Annotated in this window: 25 protein-coding genes; 24 read left to right on the top strand and 1 reads right to left on the bottom strand. The window is 58.0% G+C overall.

The window, feature by feature from the left end; translation table 11 throughout:
• The first annotated feature begins 100 nt into the window (after positions 1 to 100).
• From dapF to spoVM, 18 genes are all read left to right on the top strand, one after another.
• Positions 101 to 949: a diaminopimelate epimerase gene (gene dapF / locus PVA01S_RS16170; RefSeq protein WP_127608475.1), complete on the top strand. Its 849-nt coding sequence runs from the start codon at positions 101 to 103 to the stop codon at positions 947 to 949.
• A gap of 24 nt (positions 950 to 973) precedes the next feature.
• Positions 974 to 2881 carry a bifunctional homocysteine S-methyltransferase/methylenetetrahydrofolate reductase gene (locus PVA01S_RS16165; RefSeq protein WP_127608474.1) on the top strand — a complete coding sequence of 636 codons (1908 nt, stop codon included), beginning with the start codon at positions 974 to 976 and terminating at the stop codon, positions 2879 to 2881.
• 29 nt (positions 2882 to 2910) lie between these two features.
• On the top strand, positions 2911 to 3792 hold the full coding sequence (locus tag PVA01S_RS16160; protein ID WP_054798757.1) for a YicC/YloC family endoribonuclease: 882 nt from the start codon (positions 2911 to 2913) through the stop codon (positions 3790 to 3792).
• Positions 3793 to 3868: 76 nt separating this feature from the next.
• Positions 3869 to 4129 (top strand): extracellular matrix/biofilm regulator RemA, encoded by a 261-nt coding sequence (remA, locus tag PVA01S_RS16155; RefSeq protein ID WP_009672664.1) that lies wholly within the window; start codon positions 3869 to 3871, stop codon positions 4127 to 4129.
• Positions 4119 to 4760 carry a guanylate kinase gene (gene gmk, locus PVA01S_RS16150; protein ID WP_127608473.1) on the top strand — a complete coding sequence of 214 codons (642 nt, stop codon included), beginning with the start codon at positions 4119 to 4121 and terminating at the stop codon, positions 4758 to 4760. Before remA ends, gmk begins: the two co-directional genes overlap by 11 nt.
• Position 4761: 1 nt before the next feature.
• Positions 4762 to 4977 carry a DNA-directed RNA polymerase subunit omega gene (rpoZ, locus tag PVA01S_RS16145; RefSeq protein WP_054798758.1) on the top strand — a complete coding sequence of 72 codons (216 nt, stop codon included), beginning with the start codon at positions 4762 to 4764 and terminating at the stop codon, positions 4975 to 4977.
• A gap of 57 nt (positions 4978 to 5034) precedes the next feature.
• Entirely contained in the window at positions 5035 to 6258 is a 1224-nt protein-coding gene (coaBC, locus tag PVA01S_RS16140; RefSeq protein ID WP_127608472.1) for a bifunctional phosphopantothenoylcysteine decarboxylase/phosphopantothenate--cysteine ligase CoaBC, read from the top strand.
• The gene (gene priA, locus PVA01S_RS16135; RefSeq protein ID WP_127608471.1) at positions 6255 to 8753 is read left to right on the top strand and encodes a primosomal protein N'; all 2499 of its coding nucleotides are present in this window, start codon (positions 6255 to 6257) and stop codon (positions 8751 to 8753) included. The genes coaBC and priA overlap by 4 nt, the downstream gene beginning before the upstream one ends.
• Before the next feature lie 295 nt (positions 8754 to 9048).
• Positions 9049 to 9534, top strand: a complete 486-nt coding sequence (def, locus tag PVA01S_RS16130) for a peptide deformylase (protein ID WP_127608470.1) — start codon at positions 9049 to 9051, stop codon at positions 9532 to 9534.
• A gap of 17 nt (positions 9535 to 9551) precedes the next feature.
• Positions 9552 to 10499 carry a methionyl-tRNA formyltransferase gene (gene fmt, locus PVA01S_RS16125; RefSeq protein ID WP_127608490.1) on the top strand — a complete coding sequence of 316 codons (948 nt, stop codon included), beginning with the start codon at positions 9552 to 9554 and terminating at the stop codon, positions 10497 to 10499.
• Between the two features lie 8 nt (positions 10500 to 10507).
• Positions 10508 to 11983 (top strand): 16S rRNA (cytosine(967)-C(5))-methyltransferase RsmB, encoded by a 1476-nt coding sequence (rsmB, locus tag PVA01S_RS16120; RefSeq protein WP_127608469.1) that lies wholly within the window; start codon positions 10508 to 10510, stop codon positions 11981 to 11983.
• A gap of 90 nt (positions 11984 to 12073) precedes the next feature.
• Complete coding sequence (gene rlmN / locus PVA01S_RS16115) at positions 12074 to 13156, top strand: dual-specificity RNA methyltransferase RlmN (RefSeq protein ID WP_054798204.1); 1083 nt, start codon at positions 12074 to 12076, stop codon at positions 13154 to 13156.
• Positions 13157 to 13164: 8 nt separating this feature from the next.
• Positions 13165 to 13938 carry a Stp1/IreP family PP2C-type Ser/Thr phosphatase gene (locus PVA01S_RS16110; RefSeq protein WP_127608488.1) on the top strand — a complete coding sequence of 258 codons (774 nt, stop codon included), beginning with the start codon at positions 13165 to 13167 and terminating at the stop codon, positions 13936 to 13938.
• An 8-nt stretch (positions 13939 to 13946) separates the two neighbouring features.
• Positions 13947 to 16136 carry a Stk1 family PASTA domain-containing Ser/Thr kinase gene (gene pknB / locus PVA01S_RS16105; protein WP_127608468.1) on the top strand — a complete coding sequence of 730 codons (2190 nt, stop codon included), beginning with the start codon at positions 13947 to 13949 and terminating at the stop codon, positions 16134 to 16136.
• Complete coding sequence (gene rsgA / locus PVA01S_RS16100) at positions 16136 to 17056, top strand: ribosome small subunit-dependent GTPase A (protein ID WP_127608467.1); 921 nt, start codon at positions 16136 to 16138, stop codon at positions 17054 to 17056. The genes pknB and rsgA overlap by 1 nt, the downstream gene beginning before the upstream one ends.
• A 2-nt stretch (positions 17057 to 17058) precedes the next feature.
• Positions 17059 to 17718, top strand: a complete 660-nt coding sequence (gene rpe / locus PVA01S_RS16095; protein WP_054798202.1) for a ribulose-phosphate 3-epimerase — start codon at positions 17059 to 17061, stop codon at positions 17716 to 17718.
• Positions 17719 to 17725: 7 nt separating this feature from the next.
• Positions 17726 to 17977 (top strand): hypothetical protein, encoded by a 252-nt coding sequence (locus PVA01S_RS16090; protein ID WP_127608466.1) that lies wholly within the window; start codon positions 17726 to 17728, stop codon positions 17975 to 17977.
• A gap of 484 nt (positions 17978 to 18461) precedes the next feature.
• Complete coding sequence (spoVM, locus tag PVA01S_RS16085) at positions 18462 to 18542, top strand: stage V sporulation protein SpoVM (RefSeq protein WP_014652194.1); 81 nt, start codon at positions 18462 to 18464, stop codon at positions 18540 to 18542.
• Between the two features lie 102 nt (positions 18543 to 18644).
• Here spoVM and rpmB read toward each other — a convergent pair whose 3' ends face one another.
• On the bottom strand, positions 18645 to 18833 hold the full coding sequence (rpmB, locus tag PVA01S_RS16080) for a 50S ribosomal protein L28 (RefSeq protein WP_054798201.1): 189 nt from the start codon (positions 18831 to 18833) through the stop codon (positions 18645 to 18647).
• A gap of 188 nt (positions 18834 to 19021) precedes the next feature.
• On the opposite strand from rpmB, the gene PVA01S_RS16075 reads away from it, so the two are divergent.
• The 6 genes from PVA01S_RS16075 (at position 19022) to PVA01S_RS16050 (ending at position 26073) form a co-directional block, all read left to right on the top strand.
• A complete protein-coding gene (locus PVA01S_RS16075) occupies positions 19022 to 19384 on the top strand; it encodes an Asp23/Gls24 family envelope stress response protein (RefSeq protein WP_054798200.1) in 363 nt (120 codons plus the stop codon).
• A 70-nt stretch (positions 19385 to 19454) separates the two neighbouring features.
• Positions 19455 to 21254, top strand: coding sequence for a DAK2 domain-containing protein (locus tag PVA01S_RS16070; RefSeq protein ID WP_127608465.1), 1800 nt, complete (start codon positions 19455 to 19457; stop codon positions 21252 to 21254).
• Between the two features lie 70 nt (positions 21255 to 21324).
• Entirely contained in the window at positions 21325 to 22182 is an 858-nt protein-coding gene (locus tag PVA01S_RS16065) for a DegV family protein (protein WP_127608464.1), read from the top strand.
• Between the two features lie 6 nt (positions 22183 to 22188).
• Positions 22189 to 24243: an ATP-dependent DNA helicase RecG gene (gene recG, locus PVA01S_RS16060; RefSeq protein WP_127608463.1), complete on the top strand. Its 2055-nt coding sequence runs from the start codon at positions 22189 to 22191 to the stop codon at positions 24241 to 24243.
• A gap of 101 nt (positions 24244 to 24344) precedes the next feature.
• On the top strand, positions 24345 to 24632 hold the full coding sequence (locus PVA01S_RS16055) for a stage VI sporulation protein F (RefSeq protein WP_054800063.1): 288 nt from the start codon (positions 24345 to 24347) through the stop codon (positions 24630 to 24632).
• 112 nt (positions 24633 to 24744) lie between these two features.
• The gene (locus PVA01S_RS16050; RefSeq protein WP_127608462.1) at positions 24745 to 26073 is read left to right on the top strand and encodes a right-handed parallel beta-helix repeat-containing protein; all 1329 of its coding nucleotides are present in this window, start codon (positions 24745 to 24747) and stop codon (positions 26071 to 26073) included.
• Positions 26074 to 26110: the final 37 nt, after the last annotated feature.

The raw sequence follows: 26110 nt of genomic DNA, 5'->3' as shown, positions 1-26110 counted from the left end.
TTTTTTTGGAGCGATGCGGTAAAATTTTGCGGAACCGCTTTGCAGCGTCACTTTTTTACGCTATAGTAGGGGATAAACCGTAAAAATGGGAGTTTTCGCTATGAATTTCACGAAAATGCACGGATTGGGCAACGATTTCATCGTTTTTTCCAATACGGAGACGCTTCCCGCCGACGCTTCCGAGCTGGCTGTCCGCTTGTGCGACCGCCATTTCGGGATCGGGGCCGACGGACTCGTGTTCGTGCTGCCGTCCAACCGTGCTGACTATATGATGCGCATTATCAATTCCGATGGCTCGGAGGCCGAACAATGCGGCAATGCGATCCGCTGCGCGGCGAAGTACATTTACGACAACGGGCTTGTCGATGCGGGGCAAACCGAGCTGACGATCGAGACGATCGGCGCCGGGCCGCAAGTCGTCCAGCTCCAGGTGGAGAACAGACGGGTGACCCGGGTGCGCGTCGATATGGGCGAGCCGGTACTCGCCGGCTTGCAGGTGCCGACGACGGTCGACGCCGAGCCGGTGCTGGAGCATCCGGTCGCGGTAGACGGCCGTGAATTCACGTTTACCGCCGTATCGATGGGCAATCCGCACTGCGTCATTTTCGTGGAGGACGCGGTCCGTTTCGACTTGGCCGCATGGGGGCCGAAGCTGGAAACGCATCCGCTGTTTCCGCGCCGCATCAACGTCGAGTTCGCTACGGTCAAAAGCCGGGACTATGCGGATATGCGCGTCTGGGAACGAGGCGCCGGTCCTACGCTGGCCTGCGGGACAGGCGCCTGCGCGACACTCGTTGCCGGCGTGTTGAACGGCAAAATGGACCGGAAGGGCATTGTCGCTCTGAAGGGCGGCGAGCTGCTGATCGAATGGAACGAGACGGACAACCGCGTGTACATGACCGGTCCTGCCGAGACGGTGTATACGGGAACGCTCCCGTCACTTATATAAGAAGCAAGAAAGGGGAGGCCGCGAGTGAAACCGGATTTGAGAGAAGCGCTGCGCCGTGGCGTGCTGGTCGGAGATGGGGCGATGGGCACCTATTTATATCAAATGGGCTTTCCCGTCGGCATCTCCTACGAGGAATTGAATTTGCTCAAGCCCGACGTCATTCGGGACGTCCATCGGCGATATTATGAAGCGGGCGCGCGGTTGATCGAGACGAATACTTTCTCCGCAAACCGCGAGAAGCTGTCGAAGTTCGGTCTGGAGGGAGAAGTCGAGGCGATTAACCGGGCCGGCGTGAAGCTGGCGCGTCAAGCGGTCGGGGACGATGCCTATGTCGTCGGGGCTGTCGGTTCGATTCGCGCAGGCAAACGGAAGAACGTCCGTACCGCCAAGGTCAAGGAAGATTTGCGCCAGCAGATCGAGGTGCTGGCCGATGCGGGCGTGGACGGGCTGCTGCTTGAAACGTTTTTCGATTTGGAGGAAATGATGCTTGCGCTGAAGCTGATTCGCAAAGTCAGCTCGCTGCCGGTCATTTGCCAGTTTACGACCGAAGGCGTCGGCGCGACGATGGACGGGGTGCCGATGCCCGAGGCTTTCTCGAAGCTGCTCGCGGCTGGCGCAGACGTCGTCGGCTTCAACTGCCGCAGCGGCCCGAACGGTCTCCTGCGCTCCCTCGAACAGGCGAGCGGCATGGACGAGAAGCCGCCGTTCTCGGTGTTCCCGAACGCGGGACTGGCCGATTACGTGGACGGCCGGTATACGTTCGCCGCAACGCCGTCCTATTTCGGCGAGTCCGCCCGTAAATTCGCCGATCTCGGCGCACGCATTGTCGGCGGTTGCTGCGGCACGACGCCGGAGCATATCGCCGCCATCGCCGCCGCTCTGGAAGGCTACATGCCGAACGAGAGCGGGGCGCAGCAGACACGGGGGATAAGCGGCGAAGCCGGCGTCTTCGCGACGAGTGAATGGCAGAAGGTGCGCGGTATCGCGATCACGGAGCCGCCACCCGCGGAGCCGACGATTGTCGATCTCGTCAAGGAACGGCCGACGGTTATCGTAGAACTCGACCCGCCTCGCGATTTGGATATCGCGAAGTTTATGCAGGGCGCGGCCGCTTTGAAGGAAGTCGGCGTCGACGCGCTGACGATGGCCGACAATTCGCTAGCCGTGACGCGGATGAGCAATCTGGCGCTCGGTTCGATCGTGCAGGAACGCGTCGGGATTCGGCCGCTTATTCACATCGCATGCCGCGACCGCAATATGATCGGTACGCAGTCGCATATGATGGGGCTGCATGCGCTGGGCATCGACCACGTGCTCGCGGTCACCGGCGATCCGGCGAAATTCGGCGATTTGCCCGGCTCCAGCTCGGTGTACGATTTGACTTCGTTCGAGATCATTCGTATGATCAAACAGCTGAATGAAGGGGTTGCTTTCTCCGGGAAGCCGTTGAAGAAGAAAGCGAACTTCATCGTCGGGGCCGCCTTCAATCCGAATGTCAAATACTTGGACAAAGCCGTGCAGCGCCTCGAACGCAAAATCGAGGCGGGCGCCGACTACATCATGACGCAGCCCGTGTACAACGCCGAACTGATCGAGAGCATCTATCAAGCGACGCGTCATCTGAACATTCCGATCTTCCTTGGCATCATGCCGCTCGCCAGCGGAGGCAATGCGGAGTACCTGCACAATGAGGTGCCCGGCATTCAATTATCCGACGATGTGCGCCGGCGCATGAACGGGTTGAAGGGCGAGGAAGGACGCGCGATGGGGGTGCAAATCGCCAAAGAACTGCTTGACGTGGCGATTTCGCGGTTTAACGGCATTTACTTGATGACGCCGTTCATGGCTTACGAGATGACCGTAGAGCTGACGCAGTACGTGTGGGAGAAGGCGGGCCGCAGGGATTTCCACTTGTCCCCACTTGCAAAATGAATTAAAATAGGGTAACGGATGTGACTGCCATGGTGACGAGTATGACCGGTTTCGGACAAGCTGAGCGTTCCATCGCCGGATTTCGGATGCAGATCGACCTCAAATCGGTGAACCATCGATACTGCGAAGTGGCGGTTCGCCTTCCGCGCGAGTTTGCCCGTTATGAGAATACGGTGAAGCAGGCGATCCAACAGCGAGTGAAGCGGGGACGCGTCGACGCGTTCGTTACGGTCGAACGGGACCGTGAGGCGCCGCTCGAGGTCGATATCGATTGGGCGCTGGCGCAAAGCTACCGCCATGCGGCCGAGGCGCTCCGCGAGAAGCTCTCGCTTACGGGCGAGCTCACGCTGCGTGAGGTGCTGGGCTTGCCGGGGATTGTGTCGTTTCGCGACAAACCGGATCTCGATGAGGAGTCGCTTGAATACGAAATCGCTGCTTGCGCCAATGCCGCCGTCTCCGAGCTTGTTTCCATGCGGGAGCGGGAAGGGAATTTTTTGCTGGGGGATATTCACAGTCGCTTGGAAGCCATCGAACGGTTCCGGCAGCACGCCGCCCGGCTTGCACCTCAGATCATTCAAGAATATGCCGTCAAGCTTAGGAGCCGCATTCAGGATATGCTGCAGCAGACGGAGCTGGACGAAACGCGTCTGGCTATGGAAGTGGCACTGTTCGCGGATCGCGCGAGCATCGATGAAGAATTGATCAGGCTGGAAAGCCACGCGGAGCAATTCCGCAAGCTGCTGAGCGAAACGGAGCCCGTCGGTCGCAAGCTCGATTTTCTCGTTCAAGAAATGAACCGGGAAGTCAATACCGTCGGCTCGAAAGCGAGTCATGCGGGTCTTGCCGCCGTCGTCGTGGATATGAAAGCGGAACTCGAGAAAATACGCGAGCAGATTCAAAATATCGAGTAAATTCGGACTATCATTCTTTCTTTTCCGCTCGCGACCGAAACGCCGAGGGAAGCAAAGAACCAGGGGGAACCATTCAATGGCGATCAAACTTATCAATATCGGTTTCGGGAACATTGTTTCCGCGAATCGAATCATTTCCATCGTCAGCCCGGAATCGGCGCCGATCAAACGGATTATCCAAGAAGCGCGAGACCGCCATATGCTGATCGATGCGACCTACGGTCGCCGTACCCGTGCTGTGATTATTACCGACAGCGATCATGTGATCTTGTCCGCCGTCCAGCCGGAAACGGTGGCACACCGACTTTCCAATAAGGACGATGATCATGACGAGTAATGTAAGTGTTTCCCCTTCGGACAAAGGGATTTTGATTGTCCTGTCCGGACCATCCGGCGTAGGCAAGGGCACCGTATGCAAAGCGCTTCGCGCCTGTGCGCCGGACATCGTTTATTCGGTATCGGCTACGACGCGTTCGCCCAGAGAGGGCGAAGTCGACGGGGTGAATTATTTTTTCAAGTCGAGGGAACACTTTCAGCAGTTGATCGAACAGGACCAAATGCTGGAATGGGCCGAGTACGTCGGTAATTTCTACGGAACCCCTCGCAAATTCGTGGAAGATACGTTGAACAGCGGGAAAGACATCATTCTGGAAATCGAAGTGCAGGGCGCCTTGAAGGTGAAACAAAAGTTCCCGAACGGCGTATTTATATTTTTGCTGCCTCCTTCGCTGACTGAACTGGAAAGCCGCATCGTCGGCCGCGGGACCGAATCGGAAGAATCCATTAGAAACCGGATGTCGGTCGCCTTGGAAGAAATCGCGATGATGGAGCAATACGATTATGCGATCGTGAACGATCAGGTCGATTTGGCCTGCCATCGCATTCGCAGCATCTTGACGGCGGAACATTGCCGCAAGGACCGCATGGTGTCAAAAATTCAACATTGGATGGAAGAGGTGAGAAAATAACATGTTGTATCCTTCCATTGACCGGCTTTTGGATAAAGTCGACAGCAAATACTCGCTCGTCGTCGCAGCCGCCAAACGGGCGCGCTTGCTGCGTGACGGAGCCAAAAGCGAAGTTCGTCAAAAACGCTCGCATAAATTTGTTGGCCTGGCGCTAGAAGAAATATACGAAGATCATATTTCGTACGAGAAGCTCCAAAACAAAGAAACGATTAAGTAAAACAACCCTTCGTGGTTGTTATTTTTTTAGCGCAGAAAGGGAGAGGGGATTCGGCGGATGTCGAAAGGGTTGAACGGAAAAACGATCGTCCTCGGCGTTAGCGGAGGCATCGCCGCTTATAAAGCGGCCGCGTTGTGCAGCAAGCTGGCGCAGGCGGGTGCTGAAGTTCGGGTCATTATGACCGCATCGGCCGTTAAGTTTGTGGCGCCGCTGACGTTCCAGACGTTATCGCGTCATGAGGTGGCAGTCGATACGTTCGACGAGAAGGATGCGTCCGTCGTCCAGCACATCGATCTCGCCGACCGTGCGGACCTGTTCGTCGTTGCGCCTGCGACGGCCAACGTGATTGGCAAAATGGCGCACGGACTTGGCGACGATATGCTCAGTACGACGCTGCTTGCGACGACGGCGCCGGTCCTGGTCGCACCGGCAATGAACGTGCATATGTACGCGCATCCGGCCGTTCAGCAAAATATGAAGACGCTGGCGGACCGCGGCGTTCGTTTCGTCGAACCGGGTACCGGTCAATTGGCGTGCGGTTATGTAGGCAAAGGCCGGTTGGCCGAGCCGGAGGAGATCATGCGGGCGATCGAGCAGCATTTTGCCGAAGACGGACGGTTGAAGGGGAAGCGGGTGCTGATCACGGCTGGCGCAACGCTGGAACGCATCGATCCGGTTCGCTACATCAGCAACGATTCCTCGGGCAAAATGGGGTACGCGATCGCCGAGGCGGCGGCTCGTATGGGAGCGGACGTCACGCTTGTGTCGGGCAAGGTTTCGGTTCCGGTCCCGCCGGGCGTGACGCTCGTTCAGGCGGAATCGACACTGGAGATGCGCGATGCGGTATTGTCCCGGATGGACGATCAGGATGTGATCATCAAAGCGGCGGCGGTCGCCGATTATCGGCCGGCCGAGCAGTATGAACATAAACTCAAAAAGATGGAAGACGAAATGACGATGAGGCTGGTCAAAAATCCGGACATTCTGCAGCTTGTCGGCGAACGGAAAACGAAGCAGCTCGTCGTCGGTTTTGCGGCCGAAACCCGGGATCTGGAGAAGTTCGCGATGGACAAGCTGCAACGGAAACGGTGCGATCTGCTTGTCGCGAACAACGTGACGCTGGAAGGGGCCGGCTTCGGCACCGATACGAACATCGTGCGCATCTTCGATGCGAGCGGCTTGGTCGAAGCGCTGCCGATGCTGGGTAAGCGGGAGGTCGCATCGCGGCTGCTCAGTCTGATCGCCGACCGTCTGACGAAGGGGGATGCAACGGGCGCATGATCGCCAAAGTGATAGTCGATGTCCCGGCCAAGCCGACGAATCGCTCGTTCGACTATGTGGTGCCGGAGCCGCTGCTCGAGCTCGTGGCCGTCGGCAGCCGGGTCGGCGTCCCGTTCGGCCCGCGTACGGTGCAGGGGTTCGTGGTCGAGCTGCAGAACGGATCCGATATCGACGTAAGCAAGCTGAAGCCGATCAAGCAGGTGCTCGACGTTACGCCGCCGCTTACGCCGGAGCTCGTCAAGCTTGCCCGCTGGATCGGCCGTACGTATGTGTGCCATGAAATTGTCGCCTTGCAGGCGATGATTCCCGGCGCGTTGAAGGCGAAATATGAGCGTCACGTGGCGGTCGCGGAGGAGAGCGAACGTGCAGAGACCGCAGCGATGCTGTTTCCCGAGCATCGTATGATCGTCGATTACGTCCGCAAGCAGGAGAGCGTTGAGCCCGAGTCGCTGCTTGCGAAATTTCCCGAAGCCGGCGGGCGGATCAAGCAGCTGTTGGAGGAAGGCGTTCTTGTCGAACGGCAGATGGTCAAAGACCGGATGACGGTGAAGAAGGCGCTGACCGTGTTCCCGCCGGACGATCCGTCGCAGCTGGATGCGTGGATCGCGGAGCTGCCGGCGCGCGCGGCGAAGCAGCACGAGGTGCTGCGTTTTTTTCGCGAGCAGCCGGTACCGGAGCCCGTGAAGCTGACGGATTTGCAGACCAAGCTGCATATTACGGCATCGGCGGTCAAAGGTTTGGTGGAGCGCGGTTGGTTGCGGCTCGAGGAAGTGGAGGTGCGGCGGGATCCTTATGGGTCCCGCACCTTCAAGCCGACGACGCCGCTGCCGTTGACGCCTGAACAGCAGGACGTGTACGACCGGATTCGCCGGGCGGTGCTGGCCCGGGAGCGGCGCATCTTTCTGCTGCACGGCGTAACCGGAAGCGGCAAGACGGAAGTATACCTGCAGTCCATCCAGACGTGTCTGGATCAGGGACGCGAAGCGATCGTGCTCGTGCCCGAAATCTCGCTGACGCCGCAAATGGTGGAGCGGTTCAAGGGCCGGTTCGGCCACCAAGTCGCCGTGCTGCACAGCCGTTTGTCGCATGGGGAGCGTTATGACGAGTGGCGCAAAATCGTACGCCGCGAGGTGCGTGTCGTGATCGGCGCAAGATCGGCGGTATTCGCGCCTTTTACGAAGCTCGGGCTCATTATTATCGATGAAGAACACGAATCGACCTATAAGCAGGAAGAGAGCCCGAAGTACCATGCGCGCGACGTGGCGATCGCCCGCGCGCGCGAGCATGGGGCATCGGTTGTGCTCGGTTCGGCGACGCCGTCGCTGGAGAGCATGTACCGCACCAGCGTTGAGGCAGAACGGCTGGCCACGGAGGACCGGCCGCGCTTCGAGCTGTTGTCGATGGCAAGCCGGGTGGAAGGCCGTCCGCTGCCTCCGGTGCATATCGTCGATATGCGGGAGGAGCTCAAGAACGGCAATCGCTCGATGTTCAGCCGCGCGTTGTATAAAGCGATCGAAGTAAGGTTACACAAGAAAGAACAGATCGTTTTATTGCTGAACCGCCGCGGGTATGCGACGTTCGTCATGTGCCGCACGTGCGGGTATGTGGCGCAGTGTCCGCATTGCGACATTTCACTCACGTACCATCAGAGCTCGCGCGCCGTCCGCTGCCATTATTGCGGCTATGCGGAGCGGGAGCTGTCCGTCTGTCCGGATTGCGGGAGCGAGCATATCCGCCATTTCGGTACCGGGACACAGCGGGTGGAAGAGGAGCTCGGCAAGCTGTTTCCCGGCATCCGGGTCATCCGGATGGACGTCGATACGACGACGGAGAAAGGCTCGCACGAGAAGTGGCTGACGATGTTCCGCAACCGCCAGGCGGATGTGCTGCTCGGCACGCAGATGGTGGCCAAGGGGCTTGATTTTCCCGATGTGACCCTGGTCGGAGCGCTGGCCGCCGATTCGGTGCTGAATCTGCCGGATTTTCGCGCGGCCGAACGGACGTTCCAGCTGCTGACGCAGGTAGCGGGCCGGGCCGGACGCCACCAGCTGCCGGGCGAGGTGTTCGTGCAGACGTACACACCGGAGCATTACAGCATCGTCAGCGCCAGCCGTCACGATTATTTGGGCTTCATGCGCAAGGAAATGCTGATGCGCAAGCTTCACCATTACCCGCCGTTTCATCAGCTGGTGCTGATTACGCTGTCTCACGAACAGGTGCAACTGCTGATTCGTTCCGGGGAAGCGCTGGCCGGACGGTTGAAGGCGCTCGCGGTCGCTTTGCCGAAAGACTCGACGGAGTTTGAGGTCTTGGGCCCCGTCGCTTCGCCGATCTCCCGGATCAAAGATAGATATCGATTCCAATGCATGATAAAATATCGGGGAGATTCCCGCATCGAAGAGCTTGTGCAGCAAGCGGTTTCGGTGCTCGACGAACCGATGAAGCAGCACAAGCTGACCGTCTCGATCGATGTGGACCCGCAGATCTTGATGTAAGCCGCAAGGAGAAGCCGACTTGAACGCTTATTCGTCGGGTCGGCAAGCGTTGTTGAGGAAATAGCGGAGCCTCGAGTTCGTTATTTGCAGGTTGGCAAGCTTGTTTCCGGAACCGGGCGGCGTTTGAAACAGATAGCGTACGGAAGTTCCGCTATGATCCGGAGAAGTCCGTATTCGAAACAGACGGTGTTCTTGTTCCTCTTATTCCTAACGTTACCTTGTGCAGCTGCTCTACATACTATAGGTCTTAGAAGCAACAGCAAGTCATGTTTACTATAGAAAGGTGCTGAACGTTATGGCAATTAAAATCATCGTGAAAGATCCGGACCCCGTTCTGCGGGAAAAAAGCAAGCCGGTGCCGAAAATTACACCCAACATTCATAAGCTGCTGGATGATATGGCCGATACGATGTACGATGCGGAAGGGGTAGGCTTGGCAGCGCCGCAAATCGGTATTTTGAAGCGTGTCATTGTGATGGACGTCGGCGACGAGCACGGGTTGATCGAGCTGATTAACCCGGAAATTATCGAGAAGGACGGCGAACAATTCGGGCCGGAAGGCTGCCTGAGCATTCCCGGACTTCGCGGGGACGTGCGCCGGGCTGAGCGCGTGAAGGTGAAAGGCTTGAACCGCAACGGCGAAGAAATCGTAATTGAAGGCAGGGAACTGCTCGCCCGCTGCATTCAGCATGAAGTGGATCACTTGGACGGGATTTTGTATACGGACTTGGCGGAGTCGATGTATCGAACGCCTGAAGATTCGGAGCAGGACGAAGCATGAGTGTGAGAGTCGTCTTTATGGGAACGCCGGAATTTGCTGTTCCGGCGCTGCAAGCTTTACTGCGGTTCGACGGAGTCCGCGTGGTCGGGGTTGTGACGCAGCCAGACCGTCCCGTCGGACGCAAGCGTGTGCTGACACCGACGCCGGTTAAGGTCGAGGCCGAGAAGCACGCCCTGCCCGTACTGCAGCCGGAGCGTCTGCGACGGCCGGAATCGGTGGAAGCGATTCGCGAGCTGAAGCCGGATTTGATCGTCACCGCCGCTTACGGTCAAATTTTACCGAAGTCGGTGCTCGACCTGCCGAAGCTCGGCTGCATCAACATTCACGCTTCGCTGCTGCCGAAATACAGAGGCGGCGCGCCGATTCACTACGCCGTCATGAACGGTGACAAAGTGACCGGCGTCACGATCATGTACATGGCCGAAGGACTTGATACGGGCGATATGATCAGCCGTATCGAGGTGCCGATCGGCGACGAAGATACAACCGGTACGATGTTCGATAAATTAAGCGCCGCCGGGGCGGCGCTGCTGGAATCGACGCTGCCGGACTTGCTGGCCGGGCGCGTACAAGCGGTGCCGCAGGCGGATAGCGATGCGGTATACTCGCCCAACATCACGCGCGAGCAGGAGCGGATCGACTGGCACCAGCCGGCCACGGCCATCTGGAATCTGGTGCGCGCGCTGCACCCGCGTCCGGGCGCCTATACGCTATGGAACGGTGAGGTGCTGAAAATATGGGCGTGCGCCAAGCCGAATGCAGCGGAAGTTGCGAGGGCCGGCGTTCAGCCGGGCACTGTGCTGGAAGTGGGCCCCGGCGGCATCGTCGTAGCCGCAGGCGAAGGTGTGCTGCGGATTACGGAGCTGCAGCCGGCAGGCAAGAAAGCGATGGACGCCGCTACGTTCGTGCGGGGCGGACAATTGGCGCCCGGCACGGTGCTGGGTTCGCAGGATGACGGGAGCTGAGATCTAACATGAGCGACACAAGGAAAGCAGGGGCGGACAGCCGCCGCGAAGGGCAGCCGTCTGCCGGATCGCCGCAACGTGCGGGCAACGTACGCGGAGCGGGGCGCCCGAACGCATCGGGCGGCAGGAGCGGTCCCGCCGTTAAACCGCCGGCCCGCAAGCCTGTGCGGGGCACGGCCCGGGAAGCAGCTCTCGACGTGCTGACGCGGATCGACGCCGACCGCGCTTACAGCAACCTGCTGCTGAACCAAACGCTGCAGGCGTACAAGCTTGATAAGCCGGATGCGGGCCTCGCGACGGAAATCGTATACGGGACGGTGCAGCGACTCAATACGATCGATTATTTCTTAACGCCTTTTGTGGCGAAAGGGCTGGCGAAGCTGGAGCCGTGGGTGCGAAGCTTGCTGCGTCTAAGCTTCTATCAGCTGTATTACTTGGACCGGATTCCCGACCACGCGATCGTGAACGAAGCGGTCAATCTGGCGAAGCGCCGCGGCCATTCGGGCATCTCAGGCATGGTGAACGGCGTGCTGCGCAATGTGCTCCGGCGCAAAGGCGAGCTTGCGCTGCCGGCGGATTTACCGCCAGCGGCGCGAATCGCGCTCGAAGAGTCGCACCCCGAATGGATGGTGCGGCGCTGGATCGCGCAGTACGGCGAATCCGCAGCGCGCGACTTGTGCCGCGCAAACAACGAGCCGCCCCGGGTCAGCTTGCGCGCCAATCGTCTGCGGCTCGATCCGCAGACGCTGATCGAGCGGCTGCAGAAGCAGGGCCTGGACGCGCAGGCCTCCGCGCTGGCGCCTTCCGGCGTCGTCGTTCGAGGCGGCGGCAACATGGCGCTGACGCCCGAGTTCGCAAGCGGTCTGTTCTCCGTGCAGGACGAGAGCTCGATGCTCGTCGCCGAATGGGTCGATCCGCAGCCGGGCGAACGGGTGCTCGACTGCTGCGCGGCGCCGGGGGGCAAGACGACGCATATGGCCGAGAAGATGGGCGATCGCGGCGAGATCGTCGCTTGCGACGTGCACGAGCACAAGGCGCAGCTGATCGCCGGGCAAGCGGATCGACTTGACCTGAAGTCGATCCGCACGATGACCGCCGACGCCCGCGAGCTTGACCGCTATTTTCCGCCGGGGAGCTTTGACCGGATCCTGCTCGATGCCCCGTGCTCGGGGCTCGGGGTCATCCGCCGCAAGCCGGACTTGAAGTGGGCCAAAACGGAAGCGGAAATCGCAGCCGTCTGCAGCATTCAGCGCGACCTCCTCGCGGCGGTCGCACCGCTGCTGAAGCCGGGCGGCGTGCTCGTTTACAGCACGTGTACGGTGGAGAAGGCCGAGAACGAAGAGATGGTGCAAAGCTTTTTGCGCGAGCACCCCGATTTTTCGGCGGACGCGCCTCCGGGCGGGCCGGCGGCGATGCGCCAGCTGATGCCGTACGAATACGGCTCGGACGGCTTTTTTATCGCCCGTCTGCGCAAACGAGCATAAGCGTTTAAAATGTGGTAAAATAAAACGTGGCCTTTTCGGCAGTATTGCCCGAAGGGCCTTCAATTTAGAAAAAACGGGTCGTGATAAGATATGGAACTGCCAGCAAGCAAAATGCCCACCAACCTTAAGCCCTACGTCTACGATTATACGTTAGAGGATTGGCAGGCTTGGGTGAAAGAGAACGGAGAGTCGGGCTTTCGCGCCGGCCAAATTTTTGACTGGTTATATGTGAAAAGAGTTTCAAGCTTCGACGCGATGACGAACCTGCCGAAATCGCTGCGGGACAAGCTGCGGGATCAGTTCGACTTCGTCACGTTAAACGAAGTGGCGCACTACCGGTCCAAAGACGGTACCGTGAAGTTTCTATTCGAATTAACGGATAAGAACGCGATCGAAACGGTCATCATGAAGCACAGCTACGGCAACAGCATTTGCGTCACGACGCAAGTCGGCTGCCGGATCGGCTGTACGTTCTGCGCTTCCACGCTAGGCGGCTTGAAGCGGAATTTGACCTCGGGCGAAATTATCGCGCAGGTGGTCAAAGCCCAGCAACTGCTCGATGAAACGGAAGAGCGCGTCAGCAGCATCGTCATCATGGGCATTGGCGAGCCGTTCGAGAACTATGACGCCGTCATGAAGTTTCTCAAGGTGATGATTCATCCGAAAGGTCTGAACATCGGGCAGCGCCACATTACGGTATCGACGAGCGGCATCGTGCCGAACATTTACCGTTTTGCGGACGAAGATACGCAGATCAATCTGGCGATCTCGATACACGCGCCAAACGACGAGCTGCGTTCCAAGCTGATGCCGGTGAACCGGCGCTATCCTTTTGCCGACTTGCTGGAAGCCTGTCGTTACTATGTGGCCAAGACCGGCCGCCGCATCACGTTCGAATACGCTTTGATGGGGAATGTAAACGACAGACCGGAGCATGCGGAGGAGCTGGCTCGGGTGCTCAAGACGTTCCCGATGGCTCACGTCAACCTCATCCCGGTCAACTTCGTATCCGAGCGCGACTACGTGCGTACGCCGCGCAACGATATCTTCGCGTTCCAACGCATTCTCGAGAAGAACAAAGTGAACGCCACGATCCGCCGCGAGCAGGGCAGCGACATCGCCGCGGCTTGCGGACAATTGCGGGCGAAGCATATGGAGTCGGGTGCGAGGTGAAACCTACGATGTTGAAAATGGCCTTTTTATCCGATATTGGACGGGTCCGCACGGTCAATGAAGACCGTGCGCTCGTTCAGGATCAACCGGACGGATGGGCGCTCGCCATCGTCGCCGACGGCATGGGCGGTCATCAGGCGGGCGATATCGCAAGCGCAATGGCGATCGAATGGATTCCGCAAGGTCTGCATCCGATGGACGCTGATCTGAACGGCGAGCAGCGGGGCCAGCGTCTGCGTTCGGCGATCGAAAAAGCGAATGAGAAAATATTTGAGTACGCTTCCGAGCGGGAAAACTACCACGGAATGGGAACAACGGTGGTCGCTGTTCTGGCCAGCAGTGAATCCGCTGTGATCGCGCATATCGGGGACAGCCGGGCTTACCGCATTCGCGGCGGTCATATCGAACAGCTGACGGAGGATCATTCGCTCGTGAACGAGCTGGTCAAGAGCGGGCAAATCAGCCGTGAAGAGGCGGAACACCATCCGCGCCGCAATGTGTTGACACGGGCGCTGGGCACGGAGCCTACGATCGAGGTTGACGTGCAGGAAATTTCCTGGCAGTCCGGCGACATGCTGCTGCTGTGCAGCGACGGCCTTAGCGGTCTCGTGGAGCAGCAGCGCATTTTACATACGGTGTTGGGAGAAGGCGATCTTGAGGACAAAGTTCGCGGCTTGATCAACGAAGCGCTGGCTGCGGGCGGCGACGATAACGTCACTGTCGTATTGATGGCTAACGATTCCCGGCATCGGGCGTCGGAACCTAACGGAGAAGCGGGGTGAGGGATGGAATGATCGGCAGACAGCTAGGAGGACGTTACGAAATTCTCGAGCGGGTCGGCGGCGGAGGAATGGCCATCGTATACAAAGGACTAGATATTTTATTACATCGACATGTGGCCGTGAAAGTGCTCCGCCAGCAGTACGTGCACGACGAGGAATTCATCCAGCGGTTCCGCCGCGAAGCGCAAGCGGCCGCCTCCTTATCGCATCCGAATGTGGTCAGCATCTACGACGTCGGTCAGGAAGAAGACGTGCATTACATCGTGATGGAGTACATCGAAGGGACGACCTTGAACGATTTGATTAAAACGAGGGCGCCTCTGCAGGTGGAAGAAGCCGTGCATATCGCCGGTCAAATCTGCGATGCGCTCGATCACGCACACCATAATCAAATCATCCATCGCGACATCAAGCCGCACAATATCCTGATTGGCAAAAACGGACGCGTCAAAGTGACCGATTTCGGCATCGCGCGCGCCGTTACATCCTCTACGATCACACAAACCGGCTCGGTGGTCGGTTCGGTGCATTATTTCTCGCCGGAGCATGCCAAAGGTACGCCGACCGGCGAGCAATCCGATTTGTACTCGCTAGGGATCGTCATGTACCAAATGCTGACCGGTCGTCTTCCTTTTCTCGGGGAGAGCCCGATCAGCGTTGCACTGAAGCATTTGCAGGAGGACGTCGAGGAGCCGCGCAAAGTAAATCCGCTCATTCCGCAGAGCGTCGAGAACGTCATTTTGCGGGCGATGCGGAAAAGCACGACGGAACGGTATCGTTCCGCCAAAGAAATGCTCGGCGATCTGGAATCGTGCCTGCTGCCGCATCGCCGAAACGAGCCGAAGGTCAACTTCCTCGATGACGACGAGCTCGATGAAGAACGGACGCGCGTCATGCCGGCTCTAAGGCCCGACCAATTTACGATCGACCGTTCCTCGCTGCAGGCAGCCGAGGACGACGAGGACGATGAGGAGGAACCTGCGGCTCCGCGCAAGAAGAAACGCTGGGTAAAACCGCTGGTTATCATCCTTGTGCTGCTTGCGGTGCTGGGCGGCATGTGGTATGCGGTCGGTGTGGTTAAGGCTAAAGTGATGATCGAGCGGGTGGACGTCCCGACCGTCGTCGGCCTGCAGCTCGTGCAAGCGCAGCAGATGCTGCACGACGCGAAGCTGGAGTCGGAATTCGAGTACGTCAAGGATGACAAAAATTCGCCTAAGGACACGGTTGTCCGTCAAAGCCATTCCGACATGAAGGTGAATGTCGGCTCGAAGATTACGCTGTACGTCAGCCAAGGGCCGGATAAGAAAAAAATGCCCGACCTGGTGAAATTGAAGCTTGGCGATGCGACAACGCGGTTGAAGGAGCTGGGCATCGCCGAGAAGAACATCGTCGTCGAATCGAAGTTTATGGACGAGCCGCCGGACACGGTCGTGAGCCAGACGCCGGCGGCGGACGAAGAATTCGCCGATCCGGCGGCCGTCATGGTGAAGCTGGTTGTGTCCAAAGGGCGCGAATCCATCCCGATGCCGAATTTGATCGGCAAGACGGAGAATGAAGCGAAAAACATGCTGCTGGTCAACAACCTGAAGCTCGCTAAGGATGGAATTACCTACGAGGCTAGCTATAAGCAATCGAAGGGCAAGGTCATCGGGCAGTTCCCTTACCAGCCGAATGATTCCGTGCCGCCGGGAACAGAAATCACGTTAACGGTCAGTTCGGGTCTTCCGGAAGAAGCCGGACCGATGTCCGTCAGCATACCGATCAAGCCTGCGCAAGAGGGGAAAGCGTCAACGGTCAAAATTTTGTTGACCGACGCGACTTACGACACGCCGACGGAATATCAAACGCTGAGCAACGTAACGAAGACGGAGATGCTTCAAGTGAAGCTGGTCGTGTCCCCGGATAAAAACGCGGTCATCCAGGTTAAGGTGGATAACAATATCGCCGATCTGATTACGGTGACGTATCAGGATTATTTGATGCAAAAAAGCGGCAAGCCTGTAACGCCGAGCACTGGAACGCCGAATACCGGCGCCGGCGGGACGGGGATTCAGCAGCAGGGCGGCACCAACAAGCCGGCCGGGACGGATAGTCAGGCTCCTGCAAACAACGGCGGGGCGAAGCCCGCGCAGGGCGGCACAAGCGTGCCAGCCGGAGGAGCAAGCGGAAATACGACAACGGGAGGCCGAATGTCATAATGCCCAACGGATTGATCGTCAAGGCATTAAGCGGATATTACTACGTGCTGGCGGAAGGGTCCCACGATTCCGAATATATTCAATGCCGGGCGCGCGGCGTCTTCAAGAAGCGGAACATCTCGCCGCTGGTCGGAGACCGGGTCGCTTACGAATTGACGGAGAACGGGGAAGGAACGGTCACGGAAATTTTGCCTCGGTCCTCGGAGCTCGTGCGTCCACCGATCGCCAACGTGGAACAAGTCGTTCTTGTGTTTTCGGTCGGGGAGCCGGCGCTTAACATTCCGCTGCTCGATAAATTTCTCGTGCATACCGAAAGCGCGGGACTGGATACGATCATTTGCTTGACGAAGCGGGATTTGTGGTCCCCGTCCGCATCGGACAAGACGGATGAGGATTCGTCGGAGGAGCTTGAGGCGGTCGTGCGTTTGTACGAGTCGATCGGCTATCCGGTGTTTGTCACGAGCTCCAAGGAAGGGGTCGGCGTGGAAGAGGTGCGTAAACGTCTCTCCGGACGGATCAGCGTGTTCGCGGGTCAGTCGGGCGTCGGCAAGTCGACGCTGCTTAATGCGATGATTCCCGGGCTGCAGCTGGAAACGAACGAAATCAGCATGAAGCTTGGCCGGGGCAAGCATACGACGCGTCATGTCGAGCTGCTGCGCCTGCCGAACGGCGGCATAGTCGCCGATACGCCGGGGTTCAGCCAGCTTGACTTTCTGCAGGTTGACGCCGAAGGTCTGGGCGCATGCTTCCGCGAGTTCGCGCCGTTCGCGGCGCAATGCCGATTCCGCGGCTGCCTTCATCTGCACGAGCCTGATTGTAAAGTGCAGGAAGCGATGGAGCAGGGGCGGATCGCGGCCTCGCGGTATTCGGATTACGTACTGTTTCTGGAAGAAATCCGCGGTCAAAAAAGGAGGTATTAACGATGCTGCGCATAGCGCCATCGATTCTTTCCGCCGACTTCGCCCGTCTGGGCGAGGAGGTGGCAGACGTGGAGCAGGGCGGAGCCGATTGGCTTCACGTCGATGTGATGGACGGGCACTTCGTGCCGAATATGACGATCGGACCGCTTGTGGTGGAAGCCCTTCGGCCGAGAACGAAGCTTCCGCTCGACGTTCACCTGATGATCGAACAACCGGATCGTTATGTGCCGGCGTTCGCTAAAGCCGGCGCAGATCTGATCTCCGTGCATGCAGAAGCGTGCGTGCATCTGCACCGCACGCTTCACGGCATTAAAGAGCAGGGAGTCAAGGCGGGAGTTGTCTTAAACCCGGCTACGCCGTTATCGGCGATCGAATACGCGCCGCTGGAAATCGTGGACTTGGTGCTCGTCATGACGGTAAACCCCGGCTTCGGGGGCCAAAGCTTCATTCCGGGGTCGCTGGAGAAAATTCGTTCGCTGCGTAAGATGTTGAATGAGCGGGGTTTGGCGCACATCGACATCGAAGTGGACGGAGGCATCAATGCCGAGACGGCCAAGCTTGTGGCGGCTGCCGGGGCCAACGTGCTGGTGGCGGGCAACGCGGTGTTCGGCCAACCGGACCGTGCCGCCGCGATCCGCGCCATTCGCGGGGAGGAGCGCTGATTCCAGCTTGCCTGCGGCAAAAGTTGTGGTGTTCGGCCTGTTAGGCGGCGGTCTTATCTTTCTATTCTCGATTATGCAGGATCTGAGCAAGTATGTGTTCTCACTGGGAGCACTGTACGTCGGCTACCAGTTTTTTACGCGCAACGACTCGCGCGCCATGCGCATCGGTTTTGTCGCCGCGGCAGTCGGCTTTTACTTTCTGTTCATATGCTTCTACGCGGTGTTTTTGTTTATGAACGAACCTGCGCAGCCGGCTTGACGCTGTGTAAGCGCCGCTCCAACTTATCGGTTGGGGCGGCGTTTTTTTTCGGGCGTGAGCTTTACATGGCGGACGCATCGGCATTACCATCCGGCTCACCTTGTGCCCCTCCTTCAAACCAAGCGTGACACCTGCAGCGAATCGGCGTGCTCGGCGTGCTGCTATCTTGCTTAGGGTCAAGCGGGAAAGCCGAGAGGAAGAAAGTCCCCCGGACTGCGTAAATCTTGTCTCGTGTGAAGTCATAATTAATCGGAGGAGTTAATAATATAAAGTAAAAAGTTATGGCTCTAGCATGCCATTGGATGTGTGAACCGGAAGAAAAAGGTAAGTCACCTTTGGGGAGCGGTACGAATATAATGCTTACGAAAATGGTTTTGCCGGGCAAAGCCGAGCAACTGCTTACGAAGCGACTTTGCTTTCGCAAAGCTTATGACTATGCTGACGAAGTGGCTTTGCCAGTCAAAGCCCGGGAGGAGGATGCAAAATGAAATTTTACACAATCAAGCTTCCGAAGTTTTTAGGTGGGTTTGTGAAGGCGGTACTTAATACATTCAGTAAAAACTGAACGTACGCCACCCATACTTATACGGGTCGACTTGCAGCCTTCGAAGTTCGGGGCAAACTAAAAAAGCACCTGAAACAGGTGCTTTTTGTCTGCAAGCGCAGATTACACGCGAGTTACTTTGCCGGATTTCAAAGCCTTCGTGCTTACCCAAACACGTTTAGGTTTGCCGTCCACCAGAATGCGGACCTTTTGCACGTTAACTCCCCATGTGCGTTTCGCTTTGTTGTTCGCATGGGATACGTGGTTTCCAGTGCTCGGACTTTTACCGGTAATAAAACATTTACGGGACATGTGTTACACCTCCTTAAAGCATACGCGCTCAAAGCATACTTAACTATGATAGCACAGTGGGTAAAAGCCGTCAACGGAACGAAAGGACAATCTTGGCACTTTTCATGGAAGTTTATTTATTTCTTGCAACAGATATAGTACAATGTTACATAGTCCATCGTAATCTAAATTAAAGGAGCGTTCTAAAGATGGCTATTGAACTGGCTTCACCCTATGGCAAAATATATGTGACGGACGAAGTAGTCTCCGTACTCGCCGGCTCCGCAGCTCTGGAATGTTACGGGCTTGTCGGCATGGCGTCGCGCAACCAGTTCAAGGACGGAATCGCCGAGCTTCTGCGAAGGGATAACCTGAGCCGCGGCGTTGAAGTGCATCGCGATGAAACGGGCATTCTCGCCATTGATTTATATATCGTCGTTAGCTATGGCACGAAGATTTCCGTTGTGGCGCACAACGTTCAAACCAAAGTGAAGTACATGCTTCGCGAAGTGGCGGGATTGCAAGTCGATGCCGTCAACATTTTCGTACAAGGCGTTCGTATCGCCCAATAAGACTAAGCAGAGGCATCAGTTGCGACCGGGCCAGGGGCCTGGCGCGGGATAGGGAATAGCAGGAAGGGGAATGGTCTTTTTGAGTAAGCGCTTCAATGAATTGAACGGTGCGGATTTTATCCGAATGGTGGAGGCGGGGGCTCTTCGGCTGAAGACGAATGTCGATCGAGTCAACGCGCTGAACGTGTTTCCGGTGCCGGATGGAGATACAGGAACGAATATGAATCTAACCCTTACATCCGGGGTCGAGGAGCTGCGGCGCAGGCCGTCCGAACACCTCGGGAAGGCAGCCGAGGCGCTGGCCAAAGGGCTGTTGATGGGTGCACGCGGTAACTCGGGCGTCATTCTGTCGCAGTTGTTCCGCGGTTTTTCGAAAGCCGTGGCCGACCTTAGCACAGCGAACGCGCAGCAGGTCGCAGCCGCTTTTCAGAACGGCGTCGATATTGCGTATAAGGCAGTGGTGAAACCGGTGGAGGGCACCATTCTGACGGTAGCCAAAGAAGCGGCCAAACAAGCGGTCGTGACGGCAAAGCGTCAATCGGATGTGACGACGGTTGTGTCCGAGCTTCTGCGTCAAGGGCAGGACGCTTTAAACCGTACACCCGATTTGCTTCCGGTGCTGAAGCAGGTTGGCGTTGTCGATTCGGGTGGACAAGGCTTGGTATTGATCTATGAAGGGTTTATGTCGGCGCTTGAAGGTCAAGATGAGGTGGTTGAGCCGGCGGATATGCCGTATGTGGCGTTTGGCGCGGTGCAGCCGATCGACGAGCTGCTGGAACCGGAGAATACGGCCGTGAACGTCCAGGCTCACGCCGAACTGAAGAGCGCGCAGGCCCACCTGGCGACGGAAGATATCGAATATGGGTACTGCACCGAGTTCATGATCCGGTTGAACCCGTCCAAGACGGCCTCCCGGCCTTTTGACGAAGCGCTCTTCCGCGAGCAGCTGTCCGCGTATGGAGATTCGCTGCTCGTCGTGGCTGACGACGATCTGGTCAAAATTCATATCCATGCCGAATATCCCGGAACGGTAATGACGCATGCCCAGCAGTACGGCGAGCTGAGCCGGATCAAGATCGAAAATATGCGCGATCAGCACACGCACATTTTGGAATCGGAGCAGCCGTTCGGAACGGTAGAGCCTGCGCTTCAAGCAGCCGCTGCCGCGGTTCCGGCCGAAGCTGACGCAATCGCGGATACGGACGATTTGAAGCGATACGGCTTCGTAGCGGTGTCCGCAGGCGAGGGGCTGAGCGGAATCTTCACCAGCCTGGGCGTCGATCGCGTGCTGCACGGGGGACAAACGATGAATCCGAGCACGGAGGACATCGTAAAGGCCGTTTCGGAGGTCGAAGCGCATACCGTGTTCGTACTGCCCAATAACTCCAACATCATCATGGCTGCCCAGCAGGCAGTCGAGCTCGTGGAAGACAAGCAAGTGATCGTCGTTCCGAGCAAGTCGATTCCGCAGGGCATCGCCGCCATCATCGCGTTTCAGGAGGAAGCGGCGCCTGACGAGAATGCCGACAATATGCAGCAGGCGCTCCAGCAGGTGCATGCCGGTCAAGTGACGTACGCGGTCCGCGATACGCAGATGGACGGCATCGACATTAAGCAGGGCGATTATATCGGCATTCACAACAGCAAGATCGTCGCTTCGAACCCGGACTTGGTCGCCTCCTGCCGGCAGCTGATCGACAGCCTGCTTGCGGACGGCGCGGAAATATTAACATTGTACGCGGGGGCGGACGCCGAGGAATCGACGACGCAGCAGCTTGTCGCGTATGTGCATGAGGCGCACGGCGACGTCGAAGTGGAAGTGCACGAAGGCGGTCAACCGTTGTACTATTACATTATTTCCGCAGAGTAAGGCACGGTTCGAGACCGTTTCGGTCTCGAGGCGCGTCACCCAATTACCATTTGGACGGGGGGAGGCTCCCATGAGCCAAGTTCGTATCGTAACCGACAGCACAGCCGACATTCCCAAAGACGTACGCGAGAAGCTGGGGATCGAGATGGTGCCCTTGAAGGTATTGTTCGGCACCGAATCTTACCGCGATGCCGTTGATATTAGCGCAGATGCGTTTTATGATAAATTGACGGGTTCGAACGTCATGCCGACTACTTCGCAGCCGTCGCCGATCGAATTTCTCGAAGTGTATCAGCAGCTGGCCGAACAGGGGGACGGACCGATCATCTCGATCCATCTGTCTTCGGCGATGAGCGGCACGTACCAGTCGGCGCTGATCGCGAAGACGATGATCGACGATAAGATCGACATTGACGTCGTCGATTCGAAGTCCGCGTCTTACGGCTTCGGTCTGCTCGTCGTCGCAGCGGCGGAAGCCGCACGGCAAGGGAAGAGCAGGGAAGAAATCTTGGCAATGATTGCCGGGATTCGCGAAAGCACGAAAATATATTTTCTGGTCGATACGCTGGAATTTCTGCAAAAAGGCGGACGTATCGGCAAAGCGGCTGCATTGGTCGGCTCGCTGCTCAATATTAAGCCGATCTTGTCCATCAGCGACGACGGCCAAGTGTTTTCCGTCGATAAAGTGCGCGGCACGAAGAAAGCGATGGGCCGCATTGCCGAGATGCTGAAGCAGGATTTCGGCCATCGTCCTCTTCATCTTATTTTTGCTTATACGAAGGGGCAAGAGCATGCGCAGGAGCTGCAAAGGCAGCTGGAGTCTCAATTTCAAGTGCAGAGTATCAACTATACGCAAATTGGCTCCGTTATCGGAGCTCATGCCGGACCGGGAACCATTGCGGTGTTTGCCTATCCGGCTCAGGAGTGAATGAACATGTCGATCGATTTGTACAAAGTACCGGTCGGTCAAGTCGTCGGCGTTAAAGGAAAGAAGCTGGAGGAGCTGCACGCGCTTGGCATTTCAAGCGTGGGGCAGCTTCTTGATTATTATCCTTTCCGCTACGAAGATTACACGCTTCGCGACTTGACCCAGGTAAAGGATGGGGACAAAGTTACGGTGAAGGGTCAGATCGTCGGCATCCCGCAGGTGCAGATGTATGGGCGAACGAAGTCGCGCATGCTCTGTAAGGTGCTGGTCGATACCTGGTTCGTGACGGCGGTTTGGTTTAACCGGCACTTTCTGAAGGACAAGCTGACGAGCGGCGCCGAGATCGTGCTGACCGGCAAATGGGATCAGAAGCGGCAGCACATCACCGTAACCGAATCCGAATTTCCCGGACAGGGCGCTTCACAGACCGGAACGTTACAGCCCGTCTATTCCATATCCGGGGCGTTCACGCAAAAGTGGTTCCGCCAAACGATGAAGCAGGCGCTGCTTCAGTTCGGGGAGATGATTCCCGAGGTGCTGCCGGCCGAGCTGCTGTATAAATATGAGTTGCTGCCGCGTAAGGCCGCCGTGAAGCTGCTGCACATGCCTGGCAATATGGAGCAGGGGCAGCGGGCGCGCTGTCGCATGGTGTTCGAGGAATTGTTCCTGTTTCAGCTGAAAATGCAGGCTTACCGGGCGATCAACCATAAGCGCGCCGACGGCGTCGCGCACCCGGTCGATCTGCCGGCCGTGCGGGCGTTCGTCCGTTCGCTGCCGTTCACATTAACGGATTCGCAGAAGAAGGTGATCGCCGAAATTTTGCATGATCTGCAGCAGCCTTACTGCATGAACCGTTTGCTGCAGGGCGACGTCGGTGCGGGAAAAACGGTCGTCGCAGCGGTTGCTTTGTTCGCCGTCGTCAAGGCCGGGTACCAAGGCGCGCTGATGGTGCCGACGGAAATTTTGGCCGAGCAGCATAAACGCTCGCTTGACCGCTTGTTTGAGCCTTACGGCATCCAAACGGCGCTGCTCACCGGGAGCCTGCCGGCCCGCGGGCGCCGCGACGTCTTGGGCGCGATGCAGATGGGGCTCGTCGATATCGTCGTCGGGACCCATGCGCTGATTCAGGAAGACGTGTTCTTTCGCGCGCTGGGGCTCGTCGTAACCGACGAGCAGCATCGCTTCGGCGTCAACCAGCGCAGCGTGCTGCGCCGCAAGGGCATGAACCCGGACGTGCTGACGATGACGGCGACGCCGATTCCGCGCACGCTGGCGATTACGGCGTTCGGCGATCTGGACGTGTCGACGCTGCGGGAGCTGCCGAAGGGGAGGAAGCCGATCCAGACTTATGCGGTGCCGCATTCGATGCTGGAGCGCGTGCTCGGGTTTATCAACCGCGAGGTCGAGTCCGGGAGGCAGGCGTATGTCATTTGTCCGCTGATCGAAGAATCGGAGAAGCTGGATGTGCAGAACGCCATCGATATCCACGCGCAGCTGCAATTTGCGTTCCCGTCTTACCGCGTCGGGCTGCTGCACGGCCGCATGTCGCCTGGCGAGAAGGACGAAGTGATGCGCGAATTCAGCGAAGGACGCGTGCATGTGCTCGTCTCGACGACCGTCATCGAGGTAGGCGTCGACGTACCGAATTCGACGCTGATGGTCGTTTACGACGCCGACCGGTTCGGGCTCTCGCAGCTGCACCAGCTCCGCGGCCGGGTTGGCCGGGGCGAGCATCAGTCGTACTGCGTGCTCATCGCCGACCCGAAGAGCGAAGTCGGCAAGGAGCGCATGAAGGCGATGACGGAGACGAACGACGGCTTCGAAATCGCGCGGCGCGACCTGGAGCTGCGCGGACCGGGGGATTTCTTCGGAACGAAGCAGAGCGGGGTGCCGGATTTCCGCCTGGCGGATATGGTGACCGACTTCGAGGTCATGGAGCAGGCGCGCGACGACGCGGCGGAAATCGTCCGGCGTCCGGAATTCTGGACCGGGGCGGCGTACGTGCCGCTCAGGAGCTTCTTGCAGCGGGAGCACATTTTTGAAAGCGAGATGTTGGACTAATTCATGATTTGGGTGCCCGAAGGGTAAACATGGTCAAGCCATCCGTCATAGACTTACGGTATAGGTATGTTTCTATGCTGAAATTGACGGAGGTGGGCGGCGTGAGCTACACGAAATACGGTTTTGACCCCGCACAGGTGGAACGGATCAAGCAAAAGATGAAAAACCCGGAGACGAAGGAACGGGTGAAGATGATTCTGCAGGGCGTGACGAAGGCCGATTTGCAGGATCGGGTGAAAGTGCGGCGTTTCGTAGGGATGCTGACCAAGGCGCTCGGAGAAAAGGTAACGGATCTCCAAATGGAGAATTTGGTAAATTTCATAATTTCGCAAAAAATCGATCCGAACAATACGTTCCATCTTATTAAATTGTGGACCATGTTCCGTTAAACGGAGCATGGTTTTTTTGAAGATCTTCCCGGCTGCATTGTCAAACGTTCAGGCTACGGCTATAATTTTCATAGATTGCTAGATTATGTAGATTTACGGGAGGTACATCGGTATGCCATCGGACTCTTCTTCAAAGCAACAGACGTGGTCGCGGCGCAAGCTGCTGGCGGCGATCGGTACGGGCGCGGCGGGACTTATGTTGGGAGGGAGCGCAAGCTTCGAGCGGACCGCTTCGGCGGCAGCTCCGCTTCCCTCGGCGGCGGGCCCTTGGTTGAACGTTAAGGATTACGGCGCCAAAGGCGGCGGGCTCGTCTTCGAGAATGATGCGCCGGCCATCCAGGCGGCAATCAATGCGGCCGGGTCTTCCCGGTTCGGCGGCACGGTGTACGTTCCTCCAGGACGATATATCATCGATGCGCCTTTGTTTCTGTATTCGAATGTCCGGTTGATCGGAGACGGGCCCGTTTCTTCGGTCATCAAGTCGAACCGTTCGTCGATGGTGATGGTGCAGGGCGCGAAACTGAAGCACTCGTCGGTGGAACGGCTCGGCTTTGAAGGCTCGGGATCGCTGACAGGCCGCAACGACTTGCAAACGGAGAAGGCGATCGCGCTGACGGAATGCGAGCAGGCTATCGTCCGCGACTGCGCGTTCCAGGCGGTTGCAAACGGCGTCTGGCTAACCGGCTGCCGCGAAACGACGGTGGTCGGCTGTTCGTTCATCCGGCTGTACTCATCGGAAAGCTTGTACGAAGGTTACGGAATCGTTGCTGAGGCGGGCGAGAAGCTCGGCCTTGTCGACAACCGGTTTCAACAGCTGGACAAGCCCTGCATTTACGTATCGGGCGGCTGCTCGCATTCCACGATCGCAGGCAATACGGCTGAAGCTTGCAAGGAATCGCTAATTACCGTTACGTCACCGCTCAAGGCGTGCTCCCACTTGCGGATCGAAGGAAATACGGTGACGTCAACCGGTCTGGCCGCCGGGGAGAAGAGCTGCAGGCATGGAATTGTGCTGCGCCATTACTGCACGGATAACGTAATTGCCGACAATAGAATCGCCGGCGCGTCCGCGGCCGGCATTTGGCTGGAAGGCGACGGGGCGGCGGAGGCGGAACGCCCGAAGAGCAATCTGATCGCCGGCAACCGCATCGTAGATTCGCCGAAAGGCATCGCGCTGCTGAACAGCGACGCCAACACGGTGAGCGGCAACGACGTAAGGCGGACGAAGGTCGGCATCGAGCTGGACACGTCCGGCGAGAAGGGCGGTTCCGTTTGCCGGGATAACGTCATCACCGGCAATACGGTGTTTCGCTGCACGGAGGCCGGCATCCGCCTTGCCACGCAGCGCTGCGAAGCAAACGCCGTCTTCGGCAACGGCGGCTCCGCGAACGGCGAAGCGTTGGCTGATGCGGGCAAGGGCACGATCCGCAGCGGGTTTTGAAGTAATGAGGAAGGCTCGGCGCGCATTGGCGCCGAGC

It is taken from the genome of Paenibacillus validus NBRC 15382 (genome assembly GCF_004000985.1).
Taxonomy (GTDB): domain Bacteria; phylum Bacillota; class Bacilli; order Paenibacillales; family NBRC-103111; genus Paenibacillus_G; species Paenibacillus_G validus.
This window is presented reverse-complemented; position numbering and strand designations above follow the sequence as displayed.